The organism is Pseudomonas sp. PB105, assembly GCF_009764655.1.
Taxonomy (GTDB): domain Bacteria; phylum Pseudomonadota; class Gammaproteobacteria; order Pseudomonadales; family Pseudomonadaceae; genus Aquipseudomonas; species Aquipseudomonas cyclaminis.
On the sequence record NZ_RWIO01000066.1, the window covers coordinates 61,146 to 76,340 of the forward strand.

At 61.7% G+C, this 15,195-nt stretch carries 13 protein-coding genes; 12 read left to right on the plus strand and 1 reads right to left on the minus strand.

Annotation, left to right across the window (positions count from 1 at the left end; genetic code table 11):
• Nucleotides 1–23 precede the first annotated feature (23 nt).
• Entirely contained in the window at nt 24–914 is an 891-nt protein-coding gene (locus tag EJD88_RS17660; protein ID WP_099584009.1) for a LysR family transcriptional regulator, read from the minus strand.
• 139 nt (nt 915–1,053) lie between these two features.
• Here EJD88_RS17660 and leuC point away from each other — a divergent pair, with 139 nt between their 5' ends.
• The 12 genes from leuC to EJD88_RS17720 all read left to right on the plus strand — a co-directional run bounded on the left by leuC (nt 1,054) and on the right by EJD88_RS17720 (nt 15,104).
• Nucleotides 1,054–2,472 carry a 3-isopropylmalate dehydratase large subunit gene (gene leuC / locus EJD88_RS17665; RefSeq protein WP_112196252.1) on the plus strand — a complete coding sequence of 473 codons (1,419 nt, stop codon included), beginning with the start codon at nt 1,054–1,056 and terminating at the stop codon, nt 2,470–2,472.
• A gap of 10 nt (nt 2,473–2,482) precedes the next feature.
• Entirely contained in the window at nt 2,483–3,127 is a 645-nt protein-coding gene (leuD, locus tag EJD88_RS17670; protein WP_032888286.1) for a 3-isopropylmalate dehydratase small subunit, read from the plus strand.
• Nucleotides 3,128–3,271: 144 nt separating this feature from the next.
• Nucleotides 3,272–4,036: a class I SAM-dependent methyltransferase gene (locus EJD88_RS17675; RefSeq protein WP_112196251.1), complete on the plus strand. Its 765-nt coding sequence runs from the start codon at nt 3,272–3,274 to the stop codon at nt 4,034–4,036.
• A gap of 52 nt (nt 4,037–4,088) precedes the next feature.
• On the plus strand, nt 4,089–5,171 hold the full coding sequence (leuB, locus tag EJD88_RS17680; protein WP_158878612.1) for a 3-isopropylmalate dehydrogenase: 1,083 nt from the start codon (nt 4,089–4,091) through the stop codon (nt 5,169–5,171).
• A 64-nt stretch (nt 5,172–5,235) separates the two neighbouring features.
• A complete protein-coding gene (gene asd, locus EJD88_RS17685) occupies nt 5,236–6,348 on the plus strand; it encodes an aspartate-semialdehyde dehydrogenase (protein WP_032888280.1) in 1,113 nt (370 codons plus the stop codon).
• A gap of 169 nt (nt 6,349–6,517) precedes the next feature.
• Nucleotides 6,518–7,528, plus strand: a complete 1,011-nt coding sequence (locus tag EJD88_RS17690) for an aspartate-semialdehyde dehydrogenase (RefSeq protein WP_112196250.1) — start codon at nt 6,518–6,520, stop codon at nt 7,526–7,528.
• A gap of 162 nt (nt 7,529–7,690) precedes the next feature.
• On the plus strand, nt 7,691–10,261 hold the full coding sequence (locus EJD88_RS17695; protein WP_158878613.1) for a FimV/HubP family polar landmark protein: 2,571 nt from the start codon (nt 7,691–7,693) through the stop codon (nt 10,259–10,261).
• A gap of 232 nt (nt 10,262–10,493) precedes the next feature.
• Nucleotides 10,494–11,318 carry a tRNA pseudouridine(38-40) synthase TruA gene (gene truA, locus EJD88_RS17700; protein ID WP_099584004.1) on the plus strand — a complete coding sequence of 275 codons (825 nt, stop codon included), beginning with the start codon at nt 10,494–10,496 and terminating at the stop codon, nt 11,316–11,318.
• 63 nt (nt 11,319–11,381) lie between these two features.
• Nucleotides 11,382–12,002: a phosphoribosylanthranilate isomerase gene (locus tag EJD88_RS17705; RefSeq protein ID WP_158878614.1), complete on the plus strand. Its 621-nt coding sequence runs from the start codon at nt 11,382–11,384 to the stop codon at nt 12,000–12,002.
• A gap of 243 nt (nt 12,003–12,245) precedes the next feature.
• On the plus strand, nt 12,246–13,166 hold the full coding sequence (gene accD / locus EJD88_RS17710) for an acetyl-CoA carboxylase, carboxyltransferase subunit beta (RefSeq protein ID WP_099584002.1): 921 nt from the start codon (nt 12,246–12,248) through the stop codon (nt 13,164–13,166).
• Nucleotides 13,163–14,470, plus strand: a complete 1,308-nt coding sequence (gene folC, locus EJD88_RS17715; protein ID WP_158878615.1) for a bifunctional tetrahydrofolate synthase/dihydrofolate synthase — start codon at nt 13,163–13,165, stop codon at nt 14,468–14,470. Before accD ends, folC begins: the two co-directional genes overlap by 4 nt.
• On the plus strand, nt 14,454–15,104 hold the full coding sequence (locus EJD88_RS17720) for an SPOR domain-containing protein (RefSeq protein WP_158878616.1): 651 nt from the start codon (nt 14,454–14,456) through the stop codon (nt 15,102–15,104). Before folC ends, EJD88_RS17720 begins: the two co-directional genes overlap by 17 nt.
• Nucleotides 15,105–15,195: the final 91 nt, after the last annotated feature.

The following is a 15,195-nucleotide window of genomic DNA, read 5'->3' on the forward strand; positions in this document are numbered from 1 at the left end:
ATCAGAACCCAGGCCGCACGGCGTCATGCCGGCATTCCTGGCAGATCCACCTGTGCATCCAATAGGCTCATGAAAGCCCGCGCAGCGTTCGACAGCGTCCTTTCGGTGTGCACGATATAGCCTAGCTGGCGACTGAGTTGTATGCCCGGCAAAGCGATACTTGCCACCTGATCATCGAGCATGGTGCGCGGCAACACGCTCCAGGCCAGGCCGATGGAAACCATCATCTTGATGGTTTCCAGGTAGTTAGTGCTCATCGCGATGTTTGGCGTCAGGCCCTGGGCCTCGAACAGCCGGCTGACAATATGGTGGGTAAAGGTGTTGCCGCCAGGGAAAACCGCCGGATGGCCGGCAATATCCGCCAGGCTGATAGAGCCATTACTGATCAGGCTATGTTCGGGCGCCACCACAAAATCCAGCGGGTCGTCCCACACTGGCGTTGCGCGTACCAGGTTGTGAGGGTCCGGTGCGAGGGTGATCACCGCCACTTCGGCGCGCCCGTGGAGGATTTCTTCGTAGGCCACTTCCGAATCGAGAAACTGAATATCCAGCGCCACGTTCGGGTATTCGCGGGTGAACGTGCGCAGGATCGGCGGCAAGCGGTGCAGGCCGATATGGTGGCTGGTGGCCAATGTGAGCCGCCCGCTGACTTCGCCGGTGAGGTTGGTGAGGGCACGGCGGGTGTCGTCGAGCACGTTGAGAATCTGGTAAGCGCGGGGCAGCAGGGCGCGCCCGGCCTCGGTCAGGCCGACTTCGCGGCCCAGGCGATCAAACAAGCGCACCTTCAATTGCTGCTCCAGGCCGGCGATGCGTTTGCTGATGGCTGGTTGGGTCAGGTGCAGGCGTTCACCGGCGCCGGAAAAGCTACCGATCTCGGCGATGGCGATAAAGGCATTAAGATTGGCCAAGTCCATGGTGGTATTCCAGTTGGTAATCCAAAGCATAAAAAATATGAATTTGAGTTATTTAATGTAGCGCCATACCATCAGCCTCACAAGCCAAAGGGTTATTGAAAAGCCCGGCGCATGAAATACCGCTGATGAGGACCGACTGATGGCCGGCAAAACGCTTTACGACAAGCTTTGGGATTCCCATGAAGTGAAACGGCGCGATGATGGGTCGTCGCTGATCTATATCGACCGTCACATCATCCATGAAGTGACCTCGCCCCAAGCGTTCGAAGGCCTGCGACTGGCGGGGCGCAAGCCTTGGCGCGTCGACTCGATCATTGCCACCCCGGACCACAACGTGCCGACCACCCCTGAGCGCAAGGGCGGTATCGACGCCATCGTCGACACCGTGTCGCGCTTGCAGGTACAGACCCTCGACGACTATTGCGACGAATATGGCATCACCGAATTCAAGATGAATGACGTGCGTCAAGGCATCGTCCACGTGATCGGCCCGGAGCAGGGTGCCACCTTGCCGGGAATGACCGTGGTCTGCGGCGACTCCCACACATCCACCCACGGTGCCTTCGGCGCTTTGGCCCACGGCATCGGCACCTCGGAGGTCGAACACGTGTTCGCCACCCAGTGCCTGGTCGCCAAGAAAATGAAGAACATGCTGGTCTCGGTCGAAGGCACCTTGCCGTTTGGCGTGACCGCCAAGGACATCGTGCTCGCCGTGATCGGCAAGATCGGCACCGCCGGCGGTAACGGCCATGCCATCGAATTCGCCGGCAGTGCGATTCGCGACCTGTCCATCGAAGGCCGCATGACCATCTGCAACATGTCCATCGAAGCCGGTGCCCGTGTGGGCATGGTGGCGGCGGACGAAAAGACCGTCGAATACGTCAAGGGTCGTCCTTTCGCCCCGGCCGGCGCTGATTGGGATGCCGCCGTTGAGGCCTGGAAGGACCTGGTCTCCGACGCCGATGCGGTGTTCGATACCGTGGTCGAGCTCGACGCAGCCCAGATCAAGCCGCAAGTCAGCTGGGGCACTTCCCCGGAAATGGTCTTGGCCGTCGACCAGAACGTGCCGGACCCGGCCCAAGAGGCCGATTTGGTCAAGCGCGGCTCCATCGAGCGCGCCTTGAAGTACATGGGGTTGAAAGCCAACCAGGCAATCACCGACATCCAGTTGGATCGTGTGTTCATCGGTTCCTGCACCAACTCGCGGATCGAAGACCTGCGCGCCGCCGCGGTGATCGCCAAGGGCCGCAAGGTAGCCTCGACCATCAAGCAAGCCATCGTGGTGCCGGGTTCTGGCTTGGTCAAAGCGCAAGCCGAAGCCGAAGGCCTGGACAAAATTTTCCTCGAAGCCGGTTTTGAATGGCGTGAGCCGGGCTGTTCGATGTGCCTGGCGATGAACCCGGACCGCCTGGAGTCGGGCGAGCATTGCGCGTCGACCTCCAACCGTAACTTCGAAGGGCGTCAGGGCGCTGGTGGGCGTACCCACCTGGTCAGCCCGGCCATGGCCGCTGCGGCTGCCGTCAACGGTCGTTTCATCGACGTTCGCGAATTGATCTGAGGAATACCCGATGAGAGCTTTTACCCAACACACAGGTCTTGTCGCGCCGTTGGACCGTGCCAACGTGGACACCGACCAGATCATCCCCAAGCAGTTCTTGAAGTCGATCAAGCGCACCGGTTTTGGCCCCAACCTGTTCGACGAGTGGCGCTACCTGGACGTGGGCTATGCCTACCAGGACAACTCCAAGCGCCCGCTGAACAAGGACTTCGTGCTCAACGCCGAACGTTACCAGGGTGCCAGCGTCCTGCTGGCCCGGGAAAACTTCGGTTGCGGCTCCAGCCGTGAGCACGCGCCGTGGGCTCTGGAAGAATATGGCTTTCGCAGCATCATCGCGCCGAGCTACGCCGATATCTTCTTCAACAACAGCTTCAAGAACGGCCTGTTGCCGATCATCTTGACCGACGAAGAAGTCGACGAGCTGTTCAAGCAAGTCGAAGCCGACGTGGGCTACCAGCTGACTGTCGACCTAGCCGCGCAAACCGTGACCCGTCCGGATGGCAAGGTGTATCACTTTGAAGTGGACGCCTTCCGTAAGCACTGCCTGATCAACGGCCTGGATGATATCGGCCTGACCTTGCAGGACGGCGATGCGATTGCAGCGTTTGAGGCCAAGCACCGGGCTAGCCAGCCTTGGTTGTTTCGCGATGCCTGATTTGCGGTAACCGTGCGGGCCCCATCGCGGGCAAGCCCGCTTCCACAGTTGACCGAGTTGTTCAGGAGAACACCGATCGATGTGGGAGCTGGCTTGCCTGCGATAGCGCCCGTACAGCCACCCCAAAACCCAAGGAAAACCACCATGACCAGCACCGCCCACACCCAAGTCGTGCAAAAACAATTCGGCGAACAGGCCTCTGCCTACCTCAGCAGTGCCGTGCACGCCCAAGGCAGCGAATTTGCGCTGCTCCAGGCCGAACTGGCCGGGCAGGGCGGTGCACGCCTGCTGGACCTGGGCTGCGGCGCCGGTCATGTCAGCTTTCATGTGGCACCGCTGGTTAAAGAAGTGGTGGCCTACGACCTGTCCCAGCAGATGCTCGACGTGGTGGCCGCCGCTGCGCAAGATCGCGGCTTCACCAATATCAGCACTGTCAACGGCGCCGCAGAACGCCTGCCGTTTGCCGACGGCGAGTTCGACTTTGTGTTCAGCCGCTACTCGGCCCACCACTGGAGCGACCTCGGCCTGGCCCTGCGTGAAGTGCGTCGCGTGCTCAAGCCGGGCGGCGTGGCGGCCTTCGTTGATGTGTTGTCACCGGGCAGCCCGCTGTTGGACACTTACCTGCAAACCGTCGAAGTGCTGAGGGACACCAGCCACGTGCGCGATTACTCTGCTGCCGAGTGGATGCGTCAGCTCAGCGAAGCCGGTCTGCATGTGCGCAACAGCAGTCGCCAGCGCCTGCGCCTGGAATACACCTCGTGGGTCGAGCGTATGCGCACGCCGCAAGTCTTGCGCGCCGCGATCCTGGAGCTGCAACAGGCGATGGGCCAGGAAGTGCGTGACTATTACGAGATTCAAGCCGACGGCACCTTCAGCACCGACGTGCTGGTGGTCTGGGCCGAGCGCTAGTTATTTTTCCCGACCTGCCCACGGGCGGGTCGCTTGATGAAATGAGGAACCCATGAGCAAGCAGATTCTGATTCTCCCTGGCGACGGTATTGGTCCGGAAATCATGGCCGAAGCGGTCAAGGTCCTGGAACTTACCAACAGCAAGTACAGCCTGGGCTTCGAGCTGAGCCACGACGTGATCGGCGGCGCCGCCATCGACAAGCACGGCGTGCCCCTGGCCGACGAAACCCTGGACCGCGCCCGTGCCGCCGACGCCGTGCTGCTCGGCGCCGTGGGTGGTCCGAAGTGGGACAAGATCGAACGTGACATCCGCCCTGAGCGCGGCCTGCTGAAAATCCGCGCGCAACTGGGCCTGTTCGGCAACCTGCGCCCGGCGATCCTTTACCCGCAACTGGCTGATGCGTCGAGCCTCAAGCCCGAAGTGGTCGCGGGCCTGGATATCCTGATCGTGCGGGAGCTGACCGGCGGTATCTATTTCGGCTCGCCACGCGGTGTGCGTGAGTTGGAGAATGGCGAGCGTCAGGCCTACGACACCCTGCCATACAGCGAGAGCGAAATCCGTCGTATCGCCCGTGTCGGTTTCGACATGGCCCGCGTGCGTGGCAAAAAGGTCTGCTCGGTGGATAAAGCCAACGTACTGGCGTCCAGCCAACTGTGGCGCGAAATCGTCGAAGAAGTGGCCAAGGACTACCCGGACGTCGAACTGAGCCACATGTACGTCGACAACGCCGCGATGCAACTGGTGCGTGCGCCGAAGCAGTTCGACGTGATCGTGACCGACAACCTGTTCGGCGACATCCTGTCCGACCAGGCGTCGATGCTCACTGGCTCCATCGGCATGCTGCCGTCGGCGTCCCTGGACACTAACAACAAGGGCATGTACGAGCCTTGCCACGGTTCGGCGCCGGACATCGCGGGCCAGGGCATTGCCAACCCGCTGGCGACCATCTTGTCGGTCTCGATGATGCTGCGCTACAGCTTCAACCTGAGCGATGCGGCGGACGCGATCGAGAAGGCCGTGAGCCTGGTGCTGGACCAGGGTTTGCGCACTGGCGACATCTGGTCGCAGGGTTGCACCAAAGTCGGTACGCAAGAAATGGGCGACGCAGTAGTCGCCGCGCTGCGGAATCTGTAATCTCTCGGGCCCGCTTGCAGTTGTTGCTGCAACGCGGCCCACTTTTTAACAAGGTGTAGTTGCGATGAAACGTGTAGGTCTGATCGGTTGGCGCGGTATGGTCGGTTCCGTGCTCATGCAGCGGATGCTGGAAGAGCAGGATTTCGATCTTATTGAGCCGGTGTTTTTCACCACGTCGAACGTGGGTGGCCAAGGGCCGTCCGTGGGCAAGGATATTGCCCCGCTCAAGGATGCCTACAGCATTGACGAGTTGAAGACACTCGACGTGATCGTGACCTGCCAGGGTGGCGACTACACCAGCGAAGTCTTCCCGAAACTGCGCGAAGCCGGCTGGCAGGGTTACTGGATCGACGCCGCGTCGAGCCTGCGTATGCAGGACGATGCGGTGATCATCCTCGACCCGGTGAACCGCAAGGTCATCGACCAGCAGCTGGATGCGGGCACCAAGAACTACGTCGGCGGCAACTGCACCGTCAGCCTGATGCTGATGGGCCTCGGTGGCCTGTTCGAAGCGGGTCTGGTCGAGTGGATGAGCGCCATGACCTATCAGGCGGCCTCCGGTGCCGGCGCGCAGAACATGCGTGAGCTGATCAAGCAGATGGGCGCGACCCACGCTGCAGTCGCCGATCAACTGGCCGACCCGGCCAGCGCGATCCTCGACATCGACCGCCGTGTGGCCGAAGCCATGCGCAGCGACGCCTACCCGACCGAGAACTTCGGTGTGCCATTGGCTGGCAGCCTGATTCCGTGGATCGACAAGGAACTGCCGAACGGTCAGAGCCGCGAAGAGTGGAAGGCCCAGGCCGAAACCAACAAGATCCTCGGTCGTTTCAAGAGCCCGATCCCGGTCGACGGCATCTGCGTGCGCATCGGCGCGATGCGCTGCCACAGCCAGGCGCTGACCATCAAGCTGAACAAAGACGTGCCGATCGCTGATATCGAAGGGCTGATCAGCCAGCACAACCCGTGGGTCAAGCTGGTGCCGAACAACCGCGATATCAGCATGCAGGAGCTGAGCCCGACCAAGGTCACCGGCACCCTGAATGTACCGGTTGGCCGTCTGCGCAAGCTGAACATGGGCAGTCAGTTCCTCGGCGCCTTTACGGTTGGCGACCAGTTGCTGTGGGGCGCGGCTGAGCCGTTGCGTCGCATGCTGCGGATTTTGCTGGAGCGTTGATCGCTTGAGGCAGTAAGAGAAACCCGCGCTCTGGTGACAGGCGCGGGTTTTTTGTTGTTCTTTCGGCTCTATCGGGGGCATCAGCCACACCATAAAACCCAGGTTAATTGCCTCACCCCCGGCCACCCGGTAAAGTGCCGCTCCCCCCGCAATGCCCGAGGCAGCCCCCATGACCCAGACCTTTGAAATCGCCGTGATCGGCGCCACCGGTACTGTTGGCGAAACCCTGGTGCAGATTCTCGAAGAACTGGCATTCCCGGTGGGCACCCTGTACCTGCTGGCCGGCAATAATTCCGCCGGTGCCTCGGTGCCCTTTCGCGGCAAGAATGTGCGGGTCAAGGAGGTTGATGAGTTCGATTTCAGCAAGGTGCAACTGGCGTTCTTCGCCGCCGGCCCCGCCGTCACCCTGAGTTTCGCACCACGTGCAACGGCAGCCGGCTGTTCGGTGATCGATCTGTCCGGTGCCTTGCCCGCCGAGCAGGCGCCACAGGTGGTGCCGGAAGCCAATGCCCATGTCCTGAAGGGATTGAAAAAACCGTTCCAACTCGGCAGCCCAAGCCCGTCCGCGACTAACCTTGCGGTGGTGCTGGCGCCGCTGCGTGGCTTGCTGGATATCCAGCGTGTCAGCGTCACGGCCAACCTGGCGGTGTCTGCTCAAGGGCGTGAAGCCGTGAGCGAACTGGCCCGTCAGACCGCCGAGTTGTTGAACGTACGCCCGCTGGAGCCGAAGTTCTTCGACCGGCAAATGGCCTTCAACCTGTTGGCACAAGTCGGCACGCCAGATGCGCAAGGTCATACAGCCTTGGAGAAGCGTCTCGTACACGAACTGCGCACAGTGCTTGAATTACCGTCGCTGAAGATTTCAGCAACCTGCGTTCAAGCTCCGGTGTTTTTTGGCGATAGCCTGACGGTGTCGTTGCAATTGGCCGCACCGGTCGACCTGGCTGCGGTCAACCTGGCCCTTGATGCCGCTGCGGGTGTAGAGCTGGTGGAGGAGGGCGATTACCCGACAGCCGTGGGCGATGCGGTCGGCCAGGATGTGGTCTATGTCGGCCGGGTTCGTGCTGGCGTGGACGACCCGGCGGAACTAAATCTGTGGCTGACGTCAGATAACGTACGCAAAGGTGCCGCACTTAACGCGGTGCAGCTGGCGCAGTTGTTGATAAAAGGCCTTGCGTAAAAGATACTTGGCGTCAATTTGTAGATTGATTCTAGCCAGGCGCTATGCTTGGTCCGAAGTGCAACAGAAGCGTGTCGGTAACCTATCGGCTCGCCATGCCTTATGGCAAGCGGTTACCAACCTTCTCGCAGGCCGGGGAGTGTTCAGACAAAGGATGAGGCTATGGTTCAAGTTCGCAAACTGGTGTTAGCAATAGCGGCCGCCTCGGCGCTGTCCTCCGGTATGGCGCAGGCGCTGCAGCTGGGGGAAATGACCCTCAAGTCGAAGTTGAACCAGCCCTTGTCGGTGGAAATCGAATTGCTCGATGTCGGCGGCCTCACAGCGTCCGAGATCACGCCTAGCCTGGCGTCCTCCCAGGCGTTTGTGGATGCTGGCGTCGATCGCCAGGCATTCCTCAATGACCTGACATTTACCCCGGTGATCAACGCCAATGGTCGCAGCGTGGTGCGTGTCACCTCCAGCAAGCCGCTGCCTGATTCCTATGTGCGTTTCCTGCTGCAGGTGCAATGGCCAAACGGTCGATTGATGCGCGACTACAGTGTGCTGCTCGATCCGGCCAAATTTGACCAGTCTGCCCCGGCCCCGGTCGCAGCGGCGCCAGCCCCACGCTTGGGCGCACCTGCCAGCGCCGCGCCTGTTGCGAGCAAGCCGGCCCAGCACACCACGACCTCCCGCGACACCCTTTGGGAAATCGCCGAGAAGCACCGCAATGGCGGTTCGGTACAGCAGACCATGCTGGCTATCCAGGCGCTGAACCCCGGCGCCTTCATCGACGGCAATATCAACCGCTTGAAAACCGGCCAGGTGCTACGCCTGCCGGACACCGTACAAAGCACCGCACTGCCGCAACCCCAGGCGATTGCCGAAGTCCGGGCGCAGAATGATGCCTGGCGCCAGGGGCGTCGCACGGCCTCCAATCAGGCCGCAGGCAAGCAACAACTGGACGCCACCAAGCGTACCCAGGCCGGTAATGCGCCCTCGACCACCAATGCCCAGGACAAGCTGAGCCTGGTCTCGGCAGAAGCCGCCAAGAAGGGCGGCAAGAGCAAGGCCGGCGACAGCCAGGGCCTGAGCGACAAGCTGGCGATGACCCAGGAGCAGTTGGATACCACTCGCCGTGATAACGAGGAACTCAAGAGTCGTGCGGCGGACCTGCAAAGCCAGCTGGATAAACTGCAAAAGCTGATTCAACTGAAGAACGATCAACTGGCTCGTTTGCAGGCGGAGAAAGGCGACCCGGCGACGGCGGTGACAGCGATGCCTGCACAGCTGGCCAGCGACCCGGCGGCCACTCCGGCAGCCCCCGCACAGACCGCTGCGCCAGCGCCGACACCGGACGCTCCGGCACCCGCGCCGGAAGCGGCCAAACCGGTCGCCACCACCGAGGCCGAGGCCCCGGAAGGCAAGTTCAACGACCTGCTGACCAACCCGGTTGTCCTCTCTGTTATCGGGGGGGCAGCGGGCCTGGTGGTCTTGTTGCTCCTGCTGCTGTGGGCGCGCCATCGCAACGCCCGTCGCGAAGAGGAAAAGCACCTGCGCATGGCGCGAGCGCTGGCCGAAGAACCGGAATTCACCTCGGATATCGAGCACGACCTGCCGTCGGACAGTTTCGAGGGCCTTGAGGTGCCGCCACCGAACGTCAAGCTGGCCGCTGCTCCGGCGCCCGCGCCAGTGGCTGAGCCTGCTGTGGTTGTACCAACGGTCGCCTCCGTGCTCGCGCCACTGGCTGTTGCCGTGGCCCCGCAGAATGCCAACGATGCCTTGGCGCAAGCCCAGTCCCATATCGACCGTGGTCACCTGAACCAGGCTGCCGATGTGTTGGAGCAAGCGATCAAGCACGAGCCCAAGCGCAGCGACTTGCGTTTGAAGCTGATGGAAGTCTATGGCCTGCAAAGCGACAAGGACGGCTTCGTAACCCAGGAGCGCCAACTCGTGGCCAATGGTGAAAACCATGCCCAGGTCGAGCAGCTCAAAGCGCGCTTCCCGGCGATGGCCGTATTGGCGGCAGGTGTCAGTGCGGCGGTTGCTGCGGCGGCACTGGATGCTCAGTACGTCAAGGATCTGCTCGAAGACAAGCCGGCTGCACCAGAGCCGGAGGCTTTTGACAGTGATTTTGATCTGAGCCTGGACGATCTGGAGGCTGCCTCACCGGCCGAGATAAAGGACGATCAACAGACGTTCGAGTCGCTTCTGAAAGAGCAAACCGCCGCCAAGCCGGCCTCGGATGACCTGTCTGACTTTGACCTGGACCTGCAGTTGGATGCGCCGTCGTCAACGCAGTCCGACGATGACTTCCTGTCTGGCCTTGAAGATCAGATGAACGACGTTCCAGCTGTCGAACCGCCTACGCTGAAGCCTGCAGCGTTGGATGACTTCGATCTGCCGGAAGATTTTGATCTGTCCCTGGCGGACGAGCCGCAAACGGCGGCCAAGCCTGATGCTTTCGCCTCGGAGCTGGACGATGTCAACGCCGAGCTGGATCGCCTGTCCCAGAGCCTGGAACATCCCTCCATCGAGCCTTCTTTCACGGCTGAAGATGCGGCGCTTGGCGGCGATGAGCCTGAGTTCGACTTCCTGTCTGGCACCAATGAGGTCGCTACCAAGTTGGACCTGGCCCAAGCCTATATCGACATGGGCGATGCGGACGGAGCGCGGGATATCCTTTCCGAAGTGCTCACCGAAGGCGATGAGATTCAGCGCGGCGAGGCCAAGGAAATGCTCGGTAGAATTTGACGGCTGATACAACACACAGGTGGGAGGGGGCTTGCCCCCGATAGCGCCGGGCCATTCAGCACAGGTAGTTGCTGACCCCACAGCTATCGGGAGCAAGCCCCCTCTGGCATTCGGTCCGCGTCAATCCTGAACAAAAGCGCACGTCACACGGCCGCCGCATTTATAATGGCCGCCTTTGCGCAACTCATCAGGCTCTCAGTTCTTGGCAAATATAGATAACGCAGCCGCCGAAATGGCGGCCGCAGGCTTTTACCGCATCGCCCTGGGCGTTGAATACAAGGGTTCACGCTATCGCGGCTGGCAGCGCCAGGCGTCGGGCGTGCTGACGGTGCAGGAAACCCTGGAAAAGGCCCTGTCCAAAGTCGCCGATTCGCCGGTGTCGTTGATGTGCGCCGGGCGTACCGACGCAGGGGTGCATGCCTGCGGCCAGGTGGTGCATTTCGATACCCAGGCCGAGCGGACCATGAAGGCTTGGGTGATGGGCGCCAATATCAATTTGCCCCATGACGTCAGCGTCAGTTGGGCCAAGGTCATGCCGGCGCATTTTCATGCGCGGTTCAAGGCCATCGCCCGGCGTTACCGCTATGTGATCTACAACGACCAGATCCGCCCGGCGCACCTCAACGAAGAAATCACCTGGAACCATCGCCCGCTGGACGCCGAGCGCATGGCCGAGGCCGCGCAGCATCTGGTGGGGGTGCATGACTTCAGCGCGTTCCGGGCCGGTCAGTGCCAGGCCAAGTCGCCGATCAAGGAAGTCCATCACCTGCGGGTGACCCGCCACGGCAAGATGATCGTGCTGGATATCCGCGCCGGCGCTTTTCTGCACCATATGGTGCGCAATATCGCAGGAGTGCTGATGACCATCGGCACCGGCGAGCGCCCGGTCGAGTGGGCGAAGGAAGTGCTGGAGAGCAGGGTTCGCCGGACCGGCGGCGTGACGGCGCATCCATTTGGCCTTTACCTGGTGGATGTGGAGTATCGCGACGAGTTCGAACTGCCCCAGCGATTTATCGGGCCACACTTCCTCACGGGTTTCAGCGAACTTGGCGGCTGACGCCCGGAAAAGCTTTTGTTACCATCCGGGACTTTCTCGGTCCAACCCTGGAGTTTCTGCGCTATGTCCGTCGTTCGCAGCAAGATTTGCGGGATTACCCGCATAGAAGATGCGCTGGCGGCAGTCGAGGCGGGAGCGGATGCCATTGGTTTCGTGTTTTATGCCAGGAGCCCGCGAGCGGTGAATGTGTTGCAGGCGCGGGCGATCATCGCCGCATTGCCGCCCTTCGTGACCACCGTGGGTTTGTTCGTCAATGCCAGTCGTTGCGAACTCAATGAAACCCTGGACGCCGTACCGCTGGACATGTTGCAGTTTCATGGCGACGAAACCCCGGATGTATGTGAAAGCTACCAACGCCCGTACATCAAGGCGCTGCGCGTCAAGGCCGGGGACGATATCGCCGGTGAGTGTGCAGCTTATGGTGGCGCGCGCGGGATTTTGCTGGATACCTATGTCGAAGGCGTACCCGGTGGTACCGGCGAAGCGTTCGATTGGTCGCTGATCCCCGAGGGACTGAGCAAGCCGATCATTCTGGCCGGTGGGCTCAGCCCCGCGAATGTCGCGGCGGCCATCGAACAGGTTCGCCCGTATGCCGTGGACGTCAGCGGTGGGGTGGAGCAGGGCAAGGGCATCAAGGATCACGACAAGATTCGCGCATTTATGCAGGCTGTGCGCGGGATGTGACGGCTGGCAGTCTGCCGCCGTCCATAACTACCACTGTGTAAAACAGCCCGGTGCCGCCTGAGGTGGCCCGGAAATGAAGTGGCAAACCTGCACGGGCAGGTTGTCTGGAAGGCTGAGGGTGCAGGCTGGAAATGGCAGGTCGAACGTCTGACCCCGTCCAGCTGGCGTCATCGCCACATATGAATTTAGCTCAAGGGCATACGCGGGGCTGTGTTCAAGCCACCGGTACTGGAGAAAGAAAGCATGAGCAACTGGTTAGTAGACAAACTGATCCCTTCGATCATGCGTTCCGAGGTGAAAAAAAGCTCGGTTCCTGAAGGTCTGTGGCACAAATGCCCATCCTGCGACGCGGTGCTGTACCGTCCGGAGCTGGAAAAGACCCTGGACGTTTGCCCCAAGTGCAACCACCACATGCGTATCGGCGCCCGCGCCCGCATCGACATCTTCCTGGACGCCGACGGCCGTAACGAGCTGGGCGCTGACCTGGAGCCGGTGGACCGTCTCAAGTTCCGCGACGGCAAGAAGTACAAGGATCGCCTGACCGGCGCGCAAAAGCAGACCGGTGAGAAAGACGCACTGATCTCCATCAGTGGCAAGTTGCTGGGCATGCCGGTTGTGGTCTCGGCGTTCGAGTTTTCCTTCATGGGCGGCTCCATGGGGGCCATCGTCGGTGAGCGCTTTGTTCGCGCCGCCAACTACGCCCTGGAAAACCGTTGCCCGATGATCTGCTTCGCCGCCTCCGGTGGTGCGCGTATGCAGGAAGCCCTGATCTCCCTGATGCAAATGGCCAAGACCTCTGCGGTGCTTGCGCGTCTGCGTGAAGAAGGCATTCCGTTCATCTCCGTGCTGACCGACCCGGTCTACGGTGGCGTTTCCGCCAGCCTGGCAATGCTGGGTGATGTGATCGTCGGCGAGCCAAAAGCCCTGATCGGCTTTGCCGGTCCGCGCGTGATCGAGCAGACCGTTCGCGAAAAACTGCCGGAAGGTTTCCAGCGCAGCGAGTTCCTGCTGGAGCACGGCGCTATCGACCTGATCATCCCGCGCGGCGAACTGCGTCCGCGTCTGGGTAACCTGCTGGCGCAAATGATGGGCCTGCCGACGCCGGTGTACGTCGCGCCTAAAGTCGAGCCGATCGTCGTGCCGCCTGTGCCTGCGAACCTATGACCCAGCGTACCCTGGGCGAATGGCTCGCCTACCTTGAGCAGTTGCATCCTTCCGCCATCGACATGGGCCTGGAGCGCTCGCAACAGGTAGCGGCCCGCCTCGGGTTGGGCCGGCCGGCACCGCGTGTGATCACGGTGACCGGCACCAACGGCAAAGGCTCTACCTGCGCCTTTGTCGCCGCGCTGCTGCAAGCCCAAGGGCTGAAAGTGGGCGTGTACGGCTCACCGCACCTGCTGCGCTATAACGAGCGGGTGCAGCTCAATGGCGTCGAAGCCACTGATGAGCAGCTCTGCGAAGCCTTCGCCGCACTGGATGCGGGCCGGGGCGAGACCTCCCTGACTTATTTCGAGATGGGCACCCTGGCGGCGTTCTGGCTGTTCGAGCGTGCGCGGTTGGATGTGGTCGTTCTGGAAGTTGGCTTGGGTGGGCGTCTCGACACGGTCAACGTGGTGGATGCTGACCTGGCGTTGGTTACCAGCATTGGCGTGGACCATGCTGACTATTTGGGTGATACCCGCGAGTCGGTGTCCTACGAAAAGGCCGGGATTTTCCGTCAGAGCAGGCCCGCATTGTGTGGTGACCTGGATCCGCCGCAACCCTTGCTCGACAAGGTGCGCGAGCTGGATTGCCCGTTTTTCCTGCGCGGTCGCGACTTCAATCTCGAAATTGGTGCGCAACACTGGCAATGGCGTGGGCACGATGCTCGCGGCCAGGCAGTAGAGCTGCGTGACTTGCCGCTGCTGAACCTGCCAATGGAAAACGCCGCGCTGGCGCTGCAAGCCTATCTGCTGCTGGATCTGCCTTGGCAGGCTGAACAGATTGCCGCGACGTTGCTGGCGACCCGTATGGTGGGGCGTTTGGATCGTCGTGCGTTCGAGTGGGAAGGCAAGCGCCTGAACCTGCTGCTGGATGTGGGCCATAACCCCCATGCGGCCGAGTACCTGGCGCAACGCCTGGCGCGCACGCCGCCGGCGGGGCGTCGTCTTGCTGTTTTTGGTTTGCTTGCCGATAAGGATCTGGGTGGCGTGGTTGCGCCGTTGCTGGGCAATGTGCAGGCGTGGGCCGTAGCACCGCTGGACACTCCGCGCAGCCGTCCGGCTGTTGAGCTTGAAGTGGCGTTGCAGAACCTTGGTGCGCCCGTGACGTCGTATGCAAGCGTAACTGCCGCCCTGGAGGCGCAGTGCGCGGTAGCGACGGCCGAGGACGAGATTCTGTTGTTCGGATCATTTTATTGTGTTGCCGAGGCGCTTGAGTGGTTGGCCCGGCGCTCCACGGAGGAAGCTGCAGATGGCATTACTGGATAGCGCATACAAGCAGCGAATGGTCGGCGCCCTGGTGCTGGTGGCACTGGCGGTGATTTTCCTGCCGATGCTGTTTTCCCGTCAGGACGAACAGCGCCAGGTAGTTGTCGAGGCCCCGGCTGCGCCCGAGGCGCCGGCGTTGCCACAGGTGCAGGTTGAGCCGGTGGTGGTGCCTGAGCCTCAGGCCTTGCCCGAGGAAGCGCCTGTGCCTGTGGATGAAGAGATTGCAGCGCCGTCCACGCCTGTGCAGCCGAGCGTGCCAGTGGTCAAGCCCGCTCCGGCGCCTGTCGTAGTCGCCAAGCCGGCCGCTCCGGTGCCTGCGCCCAAGCCGGTGGCGCCGCAACCCGCTGCGCCGGGCAAGCCGGACGTGGGTCAGAGCCGTATCGACCCGAATGGCCTGCCGATCAGTTGGTCGATCCAGGTGGCCAGCCTGGGCAATCGCGAGGGTGCCGATGCCTTGCAGAAGAAGCTGCGTGCCCAGGGCTATAACGCCTATATCCGCAGTGCCGATGGCAAGAATCGCGTATTCATCGGGCCGTTGATCGAGCGTGCCGAGGCGGATCGCCTGCGGGACTTGTTGGATCGTCAGCAGAACCTCAAGGGCTTTGTGACCCGCTTCCAGCCTGAACGCGGCTGAGTTCGCCGGGTTTCAGCCTGGAATGCAATCCTATGTGGTGGGGTTGAAATCCGGTTGGCTCACCACAAACTATTGATTTGCAAAGCAGCCG